This is a genomic window from Streptomyces pseudoechinosporeus, assembly GCF_054783935.1.
On the sequence record NZ_BAAGPS010000017.1, the window covers coordinates 32,716 to 47,662 of the forward strand.

The following is a 14,947-nucleotide window of genomic DNA, read 5'->3' on the forward strand; positions in this document are numbered from 1 at the left end:
GGCCGGGTCAGGTCAGACGGGTTGGCGGCGTCTGCACTCTTCGTCCCCCTCGTACTGAACGTCACCCGTATGGCCTGCGCATAGCACCCTACATCCGTACTCCCATCGACCCCGTGCCCTATACCCTCGCGCACCGTCCGTGCGGGCCGCTCCCGTCCCGCCGTAAGCACTACGGCCGCCATCGCCCTGACCGGTAGGCGTCCGGCAGTTGTCGGCTCGCGACCGTGAAGGGATGTTCGGGGCCCAGGCCGCGTTCCCGCCGCTCGACGACGTCGGCCATCAGCGCGATCCCCTCCTCATCGGGTCGGACGAACGCCTCCACGGATTCGATGCGCTTTATGAGCGTGGTGAGGGATTCTACGAATTCTTCGACCGGGAGATCGTCACACTGGCCCGCCCCAGGTGTCCGGTGCTCCGACGGGTATTCGCGGTTCGCTGTGATCAGCGAGGCGAGATGACGAGCGATCCCTCGTGCCAACAGATCACCGCCCCGGCGTTGACGAGGACGCCCGCCGCATCGGCCACCCCTTCGGCATTCAGGAGTGCGCTTGCGGTGTCAGGACTGAGGTTCCTCCAGCTTGATGGCAGTGGCGTCCGCGCCGTGCTGATCAGGGTGTGCTGTGGTGAAAGGTCCGTGGTCTTCCACGACTTCGCCGTCCACGACTTCCCCATCCATCACTCGGTGCGACGGTTCCGCCAGTGGCAGGCTGGAGAGGTGCCTCTTGAGCCTCTTGGCCATCGGAAGGTAGGTCGCAAGAGTGAGCCCGCCAGAGACAGCAGCCCCTACGAGAGGGATGGCCTTCGAGACGGTCGTCGCGAAGGACTGCGTCGTCATCCTGACACCGAGGTAGCCCGCGACTTTTTTCACTATGGGGTAGATGACCCCATGGGTGAGTGCCTTCTGGGGCAGCTTCTTGGCGACCTGCTCCGCCATCATCCCCGCAACTTTCCCTACTGCGGCGTTCGCCGACTGGGTGCCGAACATCACGCCGAAGAACAGCGTGAGCACCCCCATGGTCGCGTCATCGACGTCATCGCCGTCGTCGGAGAACAGATCGGGCCAGCTGTAGAGGTACGCGAGTTTCTGCGCGATACGCAGCATGTGGCCGAAGTTCTGGGCCATGTCGGCGAGCACAGTGGCGGGAAGGGCGATGATGCCGGGTATGCCGGCAGCGGCGGAGAGAGCGCTGACCTTGGCGGTTTCGTAGCGGATGGAGTCGTTGGCCACCTTGTCGAGAACCTCGACAGTGATGCCCGCCGCGGCGGGGGTCTCTTCTATCGCTCTTCGGATGTCGTCCTCGGAGCATTGGCGAGCCAGCGCACTTCGGAGGTACGCCTCCCTGTTGATACGCACACCCGGAAGCTTTGCTGCGCTCACCAGCACCGCGGAGAAGCGCGATTCGGGGTTCTCGATCCCTTTGCCCTGTTTCATAGCAGGAACCTACAGTAACTCCGCGCTCCAAGGGCCGGACTGTGTCAGCTCCGTTGAGGCCTCGTGATGTGAGTGACGGTGGCGCGCGGGCTGGGTCCATCACGATGTCGATCGTCGCCCGAGAAGGCGACCGCCGTCGCGAACCGAGCCCCTCTGAGCGGACGTTGATCGCCGTGGCAGCCTGCGCCGGCGCGACACCCGGTGAGCAAGGCGCCAGGGCTGCTGAAGGTGCTGCGGAGGCGGACATGCGCAGGGCCCTCGGCAAGCACACGCCTGCCGAGGGCCCTGCCCCTGTCAGAGTGCCGCGAACTCGACGAACGCGGTCCACGCCGTGGGTTCTACGGTTAGTGCGGCACGGGTGGTGTCCTTGGAGTCGCGGACGTGAACCGTGCCGGGGCGGGCGGCGACCTCGACGCATTCGCCGCCCGAGCCCGTGCTGTAACTGCTCTTGTACCAGGCCGACTCAGGTACCGGCATTGTGAGCGGTTGGGCGTTCATCTCTCTCCAAGCAACTTCTCGATGAGGGCCAGCGACTCGCGCGGAGTGAGTGCCTGGGCCCGAAGGATGCCGTACTGCTCCTCGAGCTCCCGTACCTGCCTCCGCTCCGTGTAAAGACGGCTGTCCTTGTACGCCTCCACGTAAGCGATCCTCTGCCCTTCGTGCGTCTCGATCAAGGTGAAGGGGCCTTCCAACCCAGCATGCTCGTCCCGCTCGATCGGCATTACCTGGATTTCCACGTTGCGCCGATGCCCATGCAACAGAAGCTGCTCCAACTGGCCTTGCATCACGGCCCGTCCACCGAGCGGTCGCCGCAGAAGGAACTCCTCGATGACAAAGCTGAGGGTGGGCAACGAGGTCCGGGAGAAGATCTCCTGGCGTGCCAGGCGAGCCGCAACCCGCTCGTTGATGGTCTCCTCGTCCAGCAGCGGACGCCACATGGAGAATACCGCTCGCGCGTAGTCTTCCGTCTGCAAGAGCCCTGGTACTGCCTTGGTCGCGTACACATGCAGGGCCACCGCCTTCGCCTCCAACCTGGCCGCATCCCGAAAGAACGCCGGATACTGAGCCCGAGCCACCTCTTCCTTGCTCGCGCTCAACACCCCGCCCGCGTCCAGCACTTCATCAGCCCGATCGATGAACTTCGGCGGCGGAATACGTCTCCCCTGCTCGAACGACGCGATCGTCGAGGCCGAATACCCGGTCAGCGACCCGAGCCTCGCGCGGTCCATCCCCGCCCGCTCCCGGAACAGCTTCAACTGCCGCCCGAACACGTAGAGAATGCCAGTCCCGAACTCGTACTCCGGCTGCTGAACCTCGTCGTCCACGCCGCAACTCCTCCCGTACGACCATCACAGTCACCGCACTCCGCCCGCCCAACGCACGGCCCGTGAACCGGTCACGCCAACACCACGTACAAGCGCACCGCCCACGTGTACAGCCCGCACCCGTCAGCGCATCGTTCCTGTTCAACGCTACGCAGAGTCCGGGACCGTATACCGCATGAAGTCAGCAACTCCCCTCAACGGGCATATGCCGCAACACCCCGCACCCGAACGCGAGTTCACCATGAGCTTCACACCGACCCCGCGCGGCGCCCGCCTCGCCCGCCGACTGGTCTCGCACCGCCTGGACGCCTGGGGCCACCCCTACACGACCCCGGTCAACGAAACACTCACTCTCATCACGGCCGAACTCAGCGCCAACGCCGTACGGCACGGCCACGTCCCCGGCCGGGACTTCCATGTCCAACTCACCCTGGCCGAGGACACCTTCCGCATCGAGGTGACCGACACCCGCGCCGAGAAGCAGCCCCCGTCCACTCCCCCGATCCCTGACTCGTCATCCGAGTCCGGCCGTGGCCTCCACCTCGTCGCCGCCCTCGCGGACGACTGGGGCGTCACCCCTCGCCCGGCCGCCCCCGGCAAGACCGTATGGGCGAAGCTGCGCGTACCGACCGGAGGCCACCCGGGCACGCACCCGGTGGCCCCTCGTCAGGCGGACTCGGCATCGGCGTTCGGGCACAACACCGAGTCATTTCCGGCTACTTCTTCACGACGGCGCGACGACCTCGGGTCGCGGCCTGGGGACGCCAGTTGCGGAGGTCGTCGTCGGTGAGTCCGTGCTCGCCCTGTAGCTGCTGGCGGTAACCGGCGAAGAAGTCCGCCGGGGAGCCGCTGTAGAGCATGTCGAACTCGTTGTGCCACTGGGACAGCCACGGCTGAAGTTCCAGCAGGCCGGCGAGGAACGGCGTGATCTCCTCGGCGGTCAGCGCGGTGTTGGTGAAGTACGTGGCGAGGGCCTGCGCCTGCTCTTTGTGGTCCCAGCCGGCCCACCCGTACAGCTCGGGGGTGGCGGCGTGGGTCTGCCCATAGGAGATGAACCGCTCCCGCGGCACGTCCAGCTTGCCGCGCGCCTTCCAGTAGGAGACGCGCATGAAGTCAGCGGGGGTGTACTTCGGCGGTACGGGGATGGAGTCCCGGATCTTCCGCTTGGTCTGCTCGTCGGGCGCAGCGTCCTCCTTGCGCTGAAGATCCCACACTTCTTCCCAGTCGGGGCGCTTCATCATGCCGGACGGCTTGTAGCGCAGGGCGGATAGGAACGGCACGTGCTCGTCTGTGATCAGCTCGGCGACGACCTTCGCGAGTTCCTTGCGGGGCGCGTAGAGCTTGGCGACAGAGACGAAGTCCTCGTCACGCGAGAGGGCGTCGGTGAGACGGGTCAGAGTGAGGATGGCGGGCTGACCGTTCTCGTCGAACCAGTGGTCGCTGTTCTCCATGCGGTCGAGCAGCCAGGAGCGGAGGGCCTTCTCCTGGAGTGCGTCCCATCCTTCGGTGGCCCAGCGCCGCTTGTACTCGGGGCGCTCGATCATACCGATGGCGCGGTTGGACTCGATGGCATCGATGCGCTTCTGGACTACCTCGCGGTAGGAGGCAGGCCAATGAGCGGGGATCTCCGTGATGGGAGTGGAACTGTGGCGTGCAAACCACGCTGTCTCCGCCTCACCACGCTCGGCAAGCCGGGCAAGAACAATTTCGAAGGCGCGCTCCCCGAGGGCAATTGGGGGGATACTCAGATCCTCGGGGTCGCTTGAGACGCGGAGGTCTTCGCGGTGGAGTCCGTAAAGGAAGTAGACCTGCCAGTCCAGCTCCTCCTGAAGAGCGATCATGCGACGGCGGGTGGACTCCCACTTAACACGAGCTTCGCGCAGAAGGTCGGAAGTCGGCATAGCCTGGGCCGCCACGGCTGCGGGGCTCGTAGAGGCAAGTTGCTGAGCGAGGGCGTCGAGGGCCGTACCAAGAGCGGTGGGGTATGAAGACGGAATCGGGAATTCTTCCAGATTAGTACCAGTGAACTCGTATCGCTCCTCCCACGCCTCATCCTGCATACCACGCCCATTACCACCACCGGCCTTGGGTTGGCTGACCTGCTTCAGCCAAAATCCTGCCGCCGAACTGTTGAGCAATCCGAGCAGTCGCAGATATTCCTCCTCACTCGCCTCCTCCCGCAACTTGATCACAGGCGCGGACTGCTTGAACACCTTCCCACCCCGATCCAGCACGAAGTGATTGTGCGTGGCAACGAAGGCAAATGGGATTTTGAAGGGCGCCTTGTATCGCCCCTTGAAGAACATCGAGTACTCGAACCACGTCAATCCGCGAGCAATTTGTGTCTTACCAAAAGCCACTCGGTCACGAAGCAGCCTCCGGTGTGGCCACAAAACCTGCTTGACTGCGTCAGAAGCTTTTGCTTCCAAGCTAACAGGCGAGTACGGCCACAGCGACATGGTGGCATCGTCAGCCACATAGTCGCGAACTTCGGTACCTTCGACAATGAGCCGCTGATGCTCCTTCTCGATCCGAGCACGGCGCAAGTGCCCCTCACCGACCATATACGCACTGTCTTCGCGCGTTACCGCCCCCGTTCCAATCTCTGCAATGACTTCCGCAAGCTTGCACCGGCAAGCTTGATTGAGCTGATCAACCATTTCAAGCCCACCATCAGTCAAAATCCATGGTTGTCTGCCGAAGTACTTCTTGCGGTTCAGGTCGTCCACTGACACCCATTGACCCACCGAGCCGGGCTTATCGATCTGTTCGACGATCGCCCGCCAGACAAACCCCTCCTCGGCATTCCTCGGTGTGGAAGGCTCTCCCTGCACGCTGCGGACGGTCCGAATAACTGGCGATCGCGCGCCCCCGCCCCGCTGCTTGCCAACGAGGATGACCGTCGGCGTTCCGTGGCCCGGAATGTACGCACCTGATGTGTCGATGACCTCGGTCAGCTCTACCGCGTGCCCGAAGTAGCCCTCGATGAGCTTCGTCCCAAACTCGCGCTTCATGAACGAGTTAGCAGTAATCTGCCCGACCATGCCATAGCCTCGCCCCTCGGCGTCCCCGCGCCTGCCAAGTTCGAAAAACCTCTGGGCGAACGGAACCGAGAGCGCGTATGTGCCCGCACACGCCGGATACAGCTCTCGATACAGCTCGTTGAGCTTCTTATCCTTCACGGTGATGTAAGGCGGATTCCCCACCACCACGTGATACCGCCCCGGCCGCAGGATCTCGGGATATTCGTGCACATCCTCCGTGGCGTACTTGAACTCAGCCAAATCGTCCACGAAGTCTTCGTCCACCCCGCCGAACAGGTTGCCCTGCTGGGAGCGGCGGGATTTGATCAGCGAGTCCCCTACCGCCAGAGATACTGGCCAGTCGTACTTCGCCGCCTCCGCCAGCGTCCGCACACCACCCGCCGCCATCGCCGCAACCAGCAACCGGAAACGAGCAATGGCCACCGCGAACGGGTTGACGTCCACACCGTGCACCGATTTCAGCGCGGCCGCTACACGCTCATGCACGTCCATGCCCGGCTGCCCCTCCCCCCACAGCCGCACCAACCGCCGAAACGCCCCCAACACAAAGTGCCCCGACCCACACGTGGGGTCGATCATCTTCAGTTCCTCGTACCCGAACTCCCGCACCGCCGGGTTCATCGTCCGGTCGAGGATGAACTCCTCCACGAACTCCGGCGTCTGGAGCAGCGCGTACGTCTTCCGGGCGGCCTCACTCAGGTCCTGGTACAGGTCCCCCAGAAACCGCGTGTCCCACCCCTCCGTGCCGTCCTCGTTCAGCGGGTCGGTGAAGTCGTGGACGAGGACGCCCGCCTCATCCCTCCCCCGCCAGAACTCGACCAACTCCCGCGCACCGTCATGCGACAGCGGAACCTGGTACAGCGGGTTGTGCCGCTTATCGAAGAGGAGCCGTCCCGCCTGGCCCTGGCCCAGCTCGTCGAACGCCTTCTCCAGCCAGCCGCGGTACGTCGGATTGTCGTCCGACTCCACGTACGCGTCGTACCGCGACTCCGCTAGCTCCCGCCGGTCACCGTCCGGCCCCGTCAGGTACGGCTCCGGGATCAGCCGGTTGTCCTCGCAGAACCGTACGAAGACAGTCCCCAGCACCCACGCCACCGCGACCTGAGTGACCCGCTCATCGAGCCACGAGGTCCACGTCGCCGCCGTACGCCCCAGCTTGCGCGCCTGGTCGTACTCGGCCCTCAGCCGCGTACCGACGTCCCCCAGCGCCTTCACCTGTCGCCCGAGGTCGGCCTCGACCGCCTTGACCTGCTGCTTCAGGTCGTCCAACAGAGCCTTGCGGTCGATCACTTGGCGTCTCCCTCGACACTACTTGCCAAAACCTCGCCGGACCCGCGGTGGGCGTTGTCCACCCACGTGTCCGGAAGCTGGATCCACTCCCCCAGGCCGGCCTGGTACGGCACGGCCACCTGCCCGAGCCGGGGCTCGCGCGAGGGGTCACTCTGCGGGACCAGGAGCCACAGCCCTCGCCCGCCCTGCCGGGCCGCCGACGCCAGCCGGTCCAGGACGCCCATCGCGTCGTACCGGGCGAACACCCCGGCCTCCGTCAGCAGGACGGGACCCGAACCCGACACACCGCCACCACCGCCACCGCCGCCATTGCCCAGCAGCTCGACGATCCGGGGCTCGACCGAGCCCCACGCCGTCCGCGCGTACTCCGTGAACCGCACCGCACCCTTTGAACCCGGCTCGGCGGCGTCCGCCTTGAGCAGGGTCTCCCAGGTCGGCTTGGTGCCGGGCGTGACCTGTCCGTGCAGGGCCTCCAGGAACAGTTCGGTCACCGAGACCGCTTCCGCCCTCAGCCGTTCGCTGCCCAGTCCGGCCACAGCCTGGCGCACCGACCGCTGCCCGACCGTCAGCACCCGGTAACCGTCCCGGCGGGCCGACGCGAGCAGGCGTTCCTCCGCGCGTACCGCGCCCGCGAGCTGCGGGTCGTCCGCGTACCGCGTCACCGCGCCCGTACGGGTGGACTGCCGCCACGCACCCGTCGTGAGGTAGCTGGAGACGTCGTCCACCCGCGTCGGCAGGTAGCGGAGGATGCCCTCGTCCTCGTGCATGCTGAGCGACAGTTCGAAGCCCGCGTCGCGCAGAGCCTTGGTGAGTGGGCCGCCGGTCGGCAGTTCGTGGGTCGTGCCGCCGCGCCCGTCCGGTACGACCAGCTCCGGGAAGCGGGCGCGGACCCGTTCGTGCACGGCCTGTCCGGTCAGGCCGGGCTGTCGGCCCTCCGGCATGCCCTGGATGCGGCTCACGAGGCCGGCCTGCGCGAGCCGCAGTGCCCGTACGAGCGGTAGGTCACGCGGGTAGATCTCCAGGCGCGGGGTGGCGGCGGCGTTCAGGGACGCGGCGGCGGCCAGTTCGACCATGCGCCGGTCGTCCCAGTCGACGGCGCCGGGCGGCACCGTCACCGCGCCCAGTTCGGCCAGGACGGTCGCCGCCGTCGGCAGCGTGTCCAGCCCTGCGAGCCGGTCGGCCGTACGGCCGAGCTTCGTCGCGTAGTCCAGCAGGCCGGGTGCGGTCGGGGTGTCCGGCGCGTCGTCCTCGCGTACGTCCAGGGCCAGCAGACCGGCGCCCAGCGCCTCCTCCGTGGCCTTGCGGTTGGGCTGGTGCTGGAACTCGGCCTCGTCGGGGGCGAGTTGTTCGATCTCGACGACGGCGCGGACCGCCGCCAGGGCCATCGCGCGCCGCTGCTCGCGCTCGGCGAGCTGGCTGCCGCGTCGCACCGCGAGGGCATCGGCTATCTCGACGGCGGAGGCGACCCGCCCCATACCGGCGAGGAGGTCGAGGATCTCGGAGCGCAGGGCGCGGACGGCCGGGTCGGCCTTCCAGCGCTTGCGCTCCTCCTTGAGCATCTGCGGGATGCGCCCGGCGCTGAGTCCCAGCGCCTCGGCGACGTCCTTCTGCTTGGGCCAGACCCCAATGTCCGGCAGGACGCCGTGCTCGTCGGGCAGGCGCAGCAGCAGCCGCACCATCTCGGCCTTGTTCCGGTTGGAGCCGTTGTTGTTGACGACCGGCACGAGGATCGTGGCGAGCGCGTCGAGGCTGACGGAGCGCAGGGCGCGGGCGGACAGGCCGCCGGCTGCGTCGGCCGTCGCCAGGGTGCCCACGAGGGCGGACTCGGCGGCGGTGAGCTGTTCCAGCTCTTCCTTCGCCTCCGCCCGGCCCTCGGGTGTGAGCGGCGAGACGGGCGTGCCGCGCAGCTTCTCGCCCCACTCCCGCTGCCGCTTCTGCACCTCGTTGCGGGTCTTGGCGCCGAGGCCCGGGGCGTTGACGAGCTTGCGGCGGCTGTAGTCGAGGAGTTCACCGACGGTGGTGATGCCCAGGCCGTAGAGGAAGGACTGGGCCGCGCCCGTGAGACCGGAGACGGTCAACGGGGTGTCGCGGGTCACCTCGGCGGCGAGACGGTCGCGCTGCTGGTCCGCGGTCTCCGGCTCGGCGTCCGCGATGGCGCCCCGGGGGGTCTCCTCCGCTGCGGCGGAGCCCGCGACGGGGACCGCGGTGGGCCCCGTACCGGCCGGTGCCGGGTGCCGGGTGCGGTGGCTGGAGGGGACGGTCTGCGAGGCGTCGAGGAAGATCTTGCGCCAGGCGTCCCGCATGGGCTTGAGCTCGGGGAACCGCTTGCTCGCGTCGCGGTGCAGAGCCCTCTGGAAGAAGGCGACGAGCCCGTCCCGTACGGCCGGGTCGAAGGCTTCGGCCGCGATGGTCGGGTACGGCCACTCCTTCGGGTCCGTCATCCGGGGCAGGACGCTGCCGTCGCCCCACTTGGGCAGCTCGCGCGAGGCCATCTGGTGCAGGGTGACGGCGACCGCGTACCGCTCGGCGTGGGAGTCGTACGTGCCGCGCGTGATGACGTCGACGAACGGGTCGAGGTAGCCGTCGGTGCCCGCGTCGGTGTTCTTGGCGGGGTATCCGGCGAGCGAGAAGTCGATGAGGACCAGCTCGCGGGTCCGGTTGGGGCGGATGCGGATGGCGATGTTGTCCGGCTTGATGTCGCGGTGCCAGATGCCCTCGCCCTCCAGGAAGTCGACGGCGCCGAAGAGGTAGTCGCCGTACGCCTCCAACTGGTCGACCGGGAGCCGGCCGTCGTCGCGGATCTGGCGGGCCACCGTCTCCTCGCGGCGGCGGGACGCCTTCCGCTCACCCGGCTCCCCGCTGTCGTCCCGCTCGTCGCCCACGTACTCCAGCGCGAGGACGGTGCGGCCCGCGATGTGCAGGGGCTCGGGTTCGACGAGGCGGATGATGCCGGAGTGGGGGCGCAGACGGCCCATCATCTCGGCCTCGCGGACGAGGATGTCGCCCCGGCTGTCGGACAGCCCCACCTTCAGCACGGCCAGCGGACGGGTCCTGCGTGCCTCGGCCTGGAGGTCGCGGACGAGGAAGGCTCGGCTGGTGGAGCCCGTGCCGAGTCGGCGGCGGATCTCCCAGCGGCCGTCGAGCACATCGCCGGGGACCGCGTCGAGCGGGTCCTTCTCGGGTACGTCGGCGGTCTCGGACGTGGTGGCGGACGCGGGGGCGGTGAGGGAGTCCTCGACGACCTCCAGCATCTCCAGGAAGTCGTCGACGCTGTGCAGACGCCGGTCCGGGTTGTACGCCGTGGCCGCCTGCACCAGCTCGTCGACGTCCTCCGACAACCCGTCGACCAGGGAGCTGGGCCGCAGGCCCTCCCCGGCTTCCAGGCGGGCCCGAAGCTCGGCCTGGCTGGCGGCCGGGGCCTTGTCGGTGACCAGCAGATAGGTGAGGACACCGAGGCCGTAGACGTCCAGGGAGACCGGGTCGGGGCGGAGCGCGGTCAGCTCGGGCGCGAGGTAGGGGTCCTCGTCGTCGGCCAGGTGCATCGCGGACAGGGCGGTCGGCGCCAGACGCGTCCCGCCGCCTCCCTGGGAGGAGTCCGCACTGCGCTGGGTGGCGATCTGCCAGTCGGAGATCTGCAGCCTCGGGCTGAGCCAGGCGGCCTCCTCGCCGACCGCCTTCCCCGGGCCGCTGTCAAGACGGGGCAGGACGTGGATGGAACGGGCGGCCAGGGCCCGGTGGTGGATGCGCTTGGCGTGCGCGGAGCGCATGGTCTCGGCGAGCTGCCGGACCAGCGCCATCCGGCCGAGGATGTCCAGCTTCTCGCCGTACTGGACCAGGTACTCGTCCAGTTTCGTCGTCCGCCGGTCGTAGTCGAAAACCAGCGCGGGGCCCGCGGGGTGCCCGGTCGGGAAGTACTGCCGATAGGGGACGGCACCCTGGTGCTGGAAACGCTGCAGGACGGCCGCCTCGCGGCGGGCGGCGTTCTCCACGGACTGCCGCAGCGAGGAGTCCGAGCCGCGCTCGCTCAGGTACACGCGGACCCTGGCACGCCCGGGCAGCTCGCTGTGGCGGGCCTCGTAGTCGGCCCAGGTCTGGCCGGAGTCGAAGGGGCGGCGCTCCAGCTCGTAGGGGCCGACCTTGTACTCCGCCTCACTGCGGCGGATGCCGATCCGGTCCAGCGCGGTCTTGATCTCCCGGGAGTCGATCGCGGTGATCCGGCGCCGCTCGTCGCGCGGCGGCTGCTTGAGCATCTCGACCAGCTCGGCGATCGTGTAGACACCGTTCTGGTCGTGGGCGGGCAGCCGCACCCGCAGCGAGTCGTCGGTGAAGCAGACCGCCTCGCCGACCCAGACCCGCTTGCCGTTCTGGCCGAGCAGTCCGGCCAGCTCCTTGGCCTTCTTGTTGACCAGGTGCAGCGGGTTGCCGTGCGGGCGGCGATGACCACCGGGGGTGGTCTGCACCCAGGTGCCGTTCTGGGAGGTGACCGAGCCGTGCCAGTCCTTGAGCTCGATCATGCACATGCCGCCGGGGGCGACGACGAGCAGGTCGACCTCGCGGACATGGCCGGTGTTCGCGGTGAAGGTGAAGTTCGACCAGGCTCTCCACGGGTCGGAGTCCGGGAGCTTCTCGCGGATGGCCTCCAGGCCGCGGCGCTCATGATCGAACTCGGACTCGGTGACCGTGGCCCACCGGCCTTCCCGCATGTGCTGTCCCCGCTCCTCGATCCGCTCGCTCCGACCACCGTGGACGCACTGTCCCCGCTGGTCAAACCCCCGGGTCAGATCCTAGTCGCTGGGTGTGACATGAGGAGAGGGAGTGAAGAGGAGATAGATGAGACATTCGGTCTGCATGACGACGTTTCCTGCCTTCGCCATGCGGACTGCAGCGATACGGACGCGGCTCAGGCCGCCGCATATGCGATGAAATCCGCTCACTTAGAGGCGGATACGGAGAACTGCGGCCCATCCATCTCCTTGGAGTCGCGGACGTGGACGGCGTCGGTCCGGTACGCAACCTCCACACAGGGGTCACCACCCCAGGACGAGAGCCGCCGCTCGCCCATGCGCCGCCGGGCGTCAACTGAGCTGTGCGGTAAGGTGACTTCACGCTGCGCACCTTCCCGGAGGGGTACGAGGCGGAGTTCGCGGGCCGGTCTGACGGTCGTGAGCGACGAATGGTGAATCCACCACGTGGACCTCACTCAGGTGAGGGCGGATGCCCGGTAGGGCGGTCCCTGCCATTCCGAACTCACGATCCGGGAGTGGCCTTTCATGAATCCTGTCGAGTACCAGCCTGCGCGTCGTCCGTGGATCCGCGAGATCCTGGTCGGCGCCGCCGCGGGAGTCCTTTCCAACCTCGTGTTGGCGGGGCTCGCGGCGGCAGCGCGCCTGCTCATCTGAGCCAGGCGGTGGCGGGCCCGGCGAGCCCGCCACTCTTCCTCTCTCGTCGCTCAGTAACTGCGATCAGGCATTCCTCAGAAAAGAGTGGGCTGCCCGGAGAGTTTGTCCTTCTGCTTCTTTCGCCCGCCACCGGAACGCTTCCCTCGACGTTTTGGGCGCGGCAGGTGGCCGATCCGGGCTGCGACAGGCAGGTTTTCCCAAGTGGGACGCAGGCCGTGGATCTCCAGATCGCCAACCACAGTCTTGAGGTACGCCTGGGTCTCCTCATCCGTGGAGTAGAGCACCGTGGCACGGCTCGCCCGTGTCATCAGCACGTGGTACGCGTGCCGGACGCACCGGGCGAAGTCCTCCTCGCTGAGGCTCTTCCCCTTCAGCCTCGGATCGAAGGAGCCTGGGACCGCGACCCGCTTGACCCCGGTCTCCGGGTCCTTTCGTGCCTTGCCTTTCCGGAAGACCCACCGCCCGTCACGCCGCACCATGTCTTCGCCGAGAATGACCCCGCACCAGTCCCACTCAAGGCCCTGTGCCGTGTAGACGCAGCCGATCTGATTGATCCCGTCCGGGTGCACGGACCAGATCCTGGACGGCGGCACCGTACCGTTCTCACAGAAGCTGTCACTGTCGGCGTTCCAGGGCCGGTGCCAGTCTCCGATACGGACGTCGGCCTCCAGCCATTTCGACTTGCCCTTCCCTTGGGGCTTTGTCCACGGCCAGCAGAATCCGGCGACCATGCGGGCCGTCGCCCCCGCACTCGCCTCGGTGCTGATGATGCGTTCGAGTTCTTCCGGGCTGTCGGCCACCTCCACGTGCATCAGGCCGTCAGGAGTCCACTTGGCCGCTTCCCCGTCCGAGAGTCCCAGCACGGCGTGCACCCAGCGCACGTAGGCGTCGCTGCCGCCGCAACGCCACTGCTCGCGGAGCCGATACTGGGTCGGGCGGATTCCTCGCGCCTTCGAGGCGTCCTCGATCAGCTCCACCGTGCCGACCTCGTTGGGCCGCACCGACTGGCTTCCGTCAAGGAAGAATACTGTGACGCGGGACGCGTCCAGCAGCTCCTCCACCTGCGGCTTCGTTCCCTGTTTCTCAGCTGGGAGGTAGCGGTTGGTGGTGCGGTCACGCAGGCGGTGCGCCTCGTCGCAGATCAGGACGTCCAGGGGCGGATCGGGAGGTGTCACGAAGTGACTGAAGTAGGCGAAGCTTTCCTTGAACTCCTTTTGGGTGAAGCCCACTTGCTCCTTGATCGCTCCGTTGAAGGCACGGCTGCCGCTGGCGTACTTGACCGTACGTCCGGCGGCTTCGACATCGGCCTTGAGCTGAAGGCCGACTGCGCTCTTCCCGGTGCCGGCGCCCCCCGTCACGATGAACACCGCTTGTCTGTCATCAGGGACGAGCGCGGGCCGGTCGGGGTCCTGGAAGAGCTTGGCAACCCGGTCCAGTACGTCCTCGGCTACTTTCTTCTGCTGTCCCCGCAGGGTGAAGACGGTGTCCTCACCTTGTGACTTGATCATCGCGTCGAGCAACGGGGTGTTCCGCAGATTCATGCGGCGCAGGAGGTGTTCGGCCTCCGAGTCGGCCCCGTCCTCGGCGAAGTGTTGCCGCAGATCGGCGAGGAGTCTGGTACGGCTGTCCTTGGTGTACACGCGCGCGTACGCTCCCGTGGGCGCGTCCCCGCCCAACAGGGGCTGCGCCTCGTCATCGGTCGCATTGTGCAGGTAAGTGAAACCGCCGCACTCGACGGTGAGACCGCTCAGGGGACCTTTGTCCCCGGTGAACAGCTGGTAGGAGTCGCGGAGTTGTAACGCAGGGTGTCGCTTCGCGTCCTTCATCCCCGCAACGTGCACCAGCTCTGCTGTGGCCCACTCCACCCGTGTCACCGTGGACCACCGTTTCAGCTCCACGAGCTGGAACGACGGCAGATGCGTCTGGGGATGCCTGCCGACGAGCACCACGTCGATGAGGCGCAGGTCGTTGTGGTTTTCGGGCTCCTCCACAGTGGCCGCGCACTCGACGATCATCTCCACGTTGCCCCGGTCGGCGGCGACCAGGTCCCCCGCGAGGTCGACCAGGCTCTGCGCCCACGCAGAGCGTTCCGTCTCCGAGGCCTCGGAGCCCCGGAAGTACTGCCACCGTGCTGCGAGGTGGGGCACCATCCGGCGTCGTTCGTCAAGAGTGAGCAGATCCTGCGCCGATAACTTCAGCAGCAGCATGGACACGAGGTGGTTCCCCCAGGGCACGAGTGACTCGTGCGGATGGGGGCATGTCCTCGCGAAGGAAGCCCGTCGGGCCGCAACCGGTAGGAACGATCTTAGGCAACGCGTTCGTTCGTGCGGGCACCTCTTGCTCGAAGTGCTGCGGTGGGGCTCGGCAGTTGGCGGAAATATTGCGGTGGTGGCTGCCGTGGTGTCTGCTCTGGTGTCGGCGGCTCGCAGGCCCAGCCGAGGACGACCGCGCGGCTTA

At 67.3% G+C, this 14,947-nt stretch carries 10 protein-coding genes; 2 read left to right on the top strand and 8 right to left on the bottom strand.

All coding sequences use genetic code 11. The features are described from left to right. Positions 1-169 precede the first annotated feature (169 nt). The 4 genes from ACYVO6_RS22155 to ACYVO6_RS22170 form a co-directional block, all read right to left on the bottom strand. Positions 170-478, bottom strand: coding sequence for a hypothetical protein (locus ACYVO6_RS22155; protein ID WP_461063673.1), 309 nt, complete (start codon positions 476-478; stop codon positions 170-172). A 78-nt stretch (positions 479-556) separates the two neighbouring features. Continuing rightward, positions 557-1,432, bottom strand: coding sequence for a hypothetical protein (locus ACYVO6_RS22160; protein WP_461063675.1), 876 nt, complete (start codon positions 1,430-1,432; stop codon positions 557-559). Between the two features lie 294 nt (positions 1,433-1,726). Continuing rightward, positions 1,727-1,909, bottom strand: coding sequence for a DUF397 domain-containing protein (locus ACYVO6_RS22165; RefSeq protein WP_461063677.1), 183 nt, complete (start codon positions 1,907-1,909; stop codon positions 1,727-1,729). Positions 1,910-1,926: 17 nt separating this feature from the next. After that, positions 1,927-2,757, bottom strand: coding sequence for a helix-turn-helix domain-containing protein (locus tag ACYVO6_RS22170; RefSeq protein WP_461063679.1), 831 nt, complete (start codon positions 2,755-2,757; stop codon positions 1,927-1,929). Between the two features lie 205 nt (positions 2,758-2,962). On the opposite strand from ACYVO6_RS22170, the gene ACYVO6_RS22175 reads away from it, so the two are divergent. Then, on the top strand, positions 2,963-3,547 hold the full coding sequence (locus ACYVO6_RS22175; protein ID WP_461063797.1) for an ATP-binding protein: 585 nt from the start codon (positions 2,963-2,965) through the stop codon (positions 3,545-3,547). Here the strand turns inward: ACYVO6_RS22175 and pglX are convergent. The 3 genes from pglX to ACYVO6_RS22190 all read right to left on the bottom strand — a co-directional run bounded on the left by pglX (position 3,474) and on the right by ACYVO6_RS22190 (position 12,153). After that, positions 3,474-7,091: a BREX-2 system adenine-specific DNA-methyltransferase PglX gene (pglX, locus tag ACYVO6_RS22180; RefSeq protein WP_461063681.1), complete on the bottom strand. Its 3,618-nt coding sequence runs from the start codon at positions 7,089-7,091 to the stop codon at positions 3,474-3,476. The two genes, ACYVO6_RS22175 and pglX, sit on opposite strands and share 74 nt — an antisense overlap. Then, positions 7,088-11,794 (bottom strand): BREX system serine/threonine kinase PglW, encoded by a 4,707-nt coding sequence (pglW, locus tag ACYVO6_RS22185; RefSeq protein WP_461063683.1) that lies wholly within the window; start codon positions 11,792-11,794, stop codon positions 7,088-7,090. Before pglW ends, pglX begins: the two co-directional genes overlap by 4 nt. Before the next feature lie 227 nt (positions 11,795-12,021). Further along, a complete protein-coding gene (locus ACYVO6_RS22190; RefSeq protein WP_461063685.1) occupies positions 12,022-12,153 on the bottom strand; it encodes a DUF397 domain-containing protein in 132 nt (43 codons plus the stop codon). 208 nt (positions 12,154-12,361) lie between these two features. On the opposite strand from ACYVO6_RS22190, the gene ACYVO6_RS22195 reads away from it, so the two are divergent. Beyond that, complete coding sequence (locus ACYVO6_RS22195; RefSeq protein ID WP_461063687.1) at positions 12,362-12,490, top strand: DUF6408 family protein; 129 nt, start codon at positions 12,362-12,364, stop codon at positions 12,488-12,490. A gap of 74 nt (positions 12,491-12,564) precedes the next feature. Here the strand turns inward: ACYVO6_RS22195 and ACYVO6_RS22200 are convergent, their stop codons facing one another. Then, on the bottom strand, positions 12,565-14,697 hold the full coding sequence (locus tag ACYVO6_RS22200; protein ID WP_461063799.1) for a DUF2075 domain-containing protein: 2,133 nt from the start codon (positions 14,695-14,697) through the stop codon (positions 12,565-12,567). Positions 14,698-14,947 lie beyond the last annotated feature (250 nt).

Bases quoted from the DNA above. Each gene is read 5' to 3' on its own strand.
- ACYVO6_RS22160 (WP_461063675.1), bottom strand. From the start codon at position 1,432: ATGAAACAGGGCAAAGGGATCGAGAACCCCGAATCGCGCTTCTCCGCG.
- ACYVO6_RS22165 (WP_461063677.1), bottom strand. From the start codon at position 1,909: ATGCCGGTACCTGAGTCGGCCTGGTACAAGAGCAGTTACAGCACGGGC.
- ACYVO6_RS22175 (WP_461063797.1), top strand. From the start codon at position 2,963: ATGCCGCAACACCCCGCACCCGAACGCGAGTTCACCATGAGCTTCACA.
- pglW (WP_461063683.1), bottom strand. From the start codon at position 11,794: ATGCGGGAAGGCCGGTGGGCCACGGTCACCGAGTCCGAGTTCGATCAT.
- ACYVO6_RS22190 (WP_461063685.1), bottom strand. From the start codon at position 12,153: ATGGGCGAGCGGCGGCTCTCGTCCTGGGGTGGTGACCCCTGTGTGGAG.
- ACYVO6_RS22195 (WP_461063687.1), top strand. From the start codon at position 12,362: ATGAATCCTGTCGAGTACCAGCCTGCGCGTCGTCCGTGGATCCGCGAG.
- ACYVO6_RS22200 (WP_461063799.1), bottom strand. From the start codon at position 14,697: ATGCTGCTGCTGAAGTTATCGGCGCAGGATCTGCTCACTCTTGACGAA.